At 36.9% G+C, this 2,029-nt stretch carries 2 protein-coding genes; one reads left to right on the forward strand and one right to left on the reverse strand.

The genetic code is table 11. From position 1 onward, the window contains the following. A partial coding sequence (locus DP116_RS27885; protein ID WP_169158205.1) for a type II restriction enzyme NmeDI-related protein occupies window positions 1–817 on the forward strand: 817 nt, incomplete at its 5' end. A 265-nt stretch (window positions 818–1,082) separates the two neighbouring features. Here the strand turns inward: DP116_RS27885 and DP116_RS27890 are convergent. Next, window positions 1,083–1,796, reverse strand: coding sequence for a transposase (locus DP116_RS27890; RefSeq protein WP_339381647.1), 714 nt, complete (start codon window positions 1,794–1,796; stop codon window positions 1,083–1,085). Window positions 1,797–2,029: the final 233 nt, after the last annotated feature.

The raw sequence follows: 2,029 nt of genomic DNA on the forward strand, positions 1-2,029 counted from the left end.
TTTCTTACACCCAACGATTATCCCTCCCTTCAACACTGCTATAGTCAACGGTTTTAACTATCTCTTTAGCGAGAAGCAAAAATTAGGTTCTTGGGATAGTTACTTGCGGATGCGAGAAATTATTATCCAAGTAAATCAGCAATATAAAAATATTCTTTCCAGTGACCTGGGTGCTTTCGCTGGGCTTCTATTTGAGATTGGCTCAAATAAGCTAATTATTAATAATAAACAAGTTATTGATGAAACGCAGAGAAGCAAAGTAGAAAAACTAATGGCGAAACGTCATACAGAAGTTTCGTTTGAAAGAGAGGAAGAAGATTTACATACTGAGATGCAATATCATCTCCTGAAAATAGGTCAATCGTTAGGATATGCTGTGATAGCAGCAGCAAACGACCGCTCAAAATCTTTTGCAGAAAATAAGTTCTCTTTCTTTTGTCTTCCTTGTCTTCCGGCAATGGAAATAGATAAAGATACTTTGAACACAATCAATTTAATTGATGTTCTATGGTTAGAAAAAAGTACTAATCAAATTATTAGTGGTTTTGAGGTTGAGAAGAGTACTTCTATTTACTCAGGAATTTTAAGACTGACAGACTTGGCAATTTCTTTTCCTAATAATTTAAAGACACTATTTTTAGTAGTTCCAAATATACGAGAGAAAGAAGTAATTATGCAACTCAAAAGACCCTGTATTCAACAGCAAAACATCTCAATTAAATACATTCTATTTTCTGACTTACGTCAGCATTGTGAGGCAATTTGTAAATTTGGTGAAGACTATACTATAATGTCGAAGATATCGAAGGTAGCTTAATACAAGCTGATTTTTTAAGTTCTTTACTCCTATTCGATTAGAGATTAAGTAATAAATTCAAAAATTTACCTGACATTAGAAAGTTGCCGTTGAACGAACCAGATAATTATGGGTGGTATCAGTATCCACTGAAGCAATGGAAGCAAGGCAGTACCGAAGAATGGAAGCATCAGCATGATATTAGCATATTCCCATCTGTTAAGCACTCCAGTAGCTAGAGCTTCAAAAATAATCGTAATTATAACACCAACTAAAATAAAGCTACTTAACTGCCACCAATTTGGCTGACCGGTTCATGCCAAGTGGAAGAATCTGCAAGACTAAAACGTTCACCGTACTTTTTTGGGCAACCACGTTTTTTTGGGGTTTCTTGTATAGAAGGAGACTGATAGAAGACACGATGGCTACGGGTTCTGGCAATGAGCACTAAATTTTTGTGCTGGGCTTGTTCTACTAAAAATGAACGTTGACTATAAGTACTATCCGCAGCTAAAACAGATAATTTCCCAGACCACGGAACTTGAGGGCAGGACATAATATTGTTAATTTGCTCACTTCCCACACTGACACCATTTGAAGATATTGGTACCCGTTTTCCAGACAAAGGAATCGACCAAGTTGCAGTCTGCTTTGAATCTTTCTCTGGTAACAGTGAAACGATAGAGTAAGAATGACCTATGTTGATCGGTTTGTTGCCTTTTATTGTGTTAGGTTGATAAATATACCCTCGCTCAATTAGAGTTCTAGCATAAGGACGTTTGTAAGGCGTTGTATCAATTGCAAATAAGTAAAAGGGTCGTTGTTCAGCTTGAGGAATTACCTGATAGATGCAATTAAGTAAATCTTTTTTCTGATTTTGCTCTAGCTCCTCTGTATCTTCTGAAACTAGACTACTGGTTTCAAATGATTCTTCAATTGCTTTATAACAAATGCCCTCAATACAGTAACTAAAAAAGACATCATTGGATGGTTCACCCACTGCTGTTACTATATTGCACCCAACTGAGAACCGCTATAGTCAGCTAGCGGTCCAGAAGTTCCACAACTGCCTCAAAAAGTCCACAGTACTTTTTTATTTCCTCATCAAAACGAGCAATGGTTTCATCTAAGCTATCAAACTGACACAACAGTTCAGCCAGAACAAATCTTTGATGCGGTCGCACTCTTCCTTCGGCTGAGGTAACTTTGACTTATTGCTGGGCGAATCATTTG

This window comes from Brasilonema bromeliae SPC951 (assembly GCF_012912135.1).
Classification (GTDB): Bacteria; Cyanobacteriota; Cyanobacteriia; order Cyanobacteriales; family Nostocaceae; genus Brasilonema; species Brasilonema bromeliae.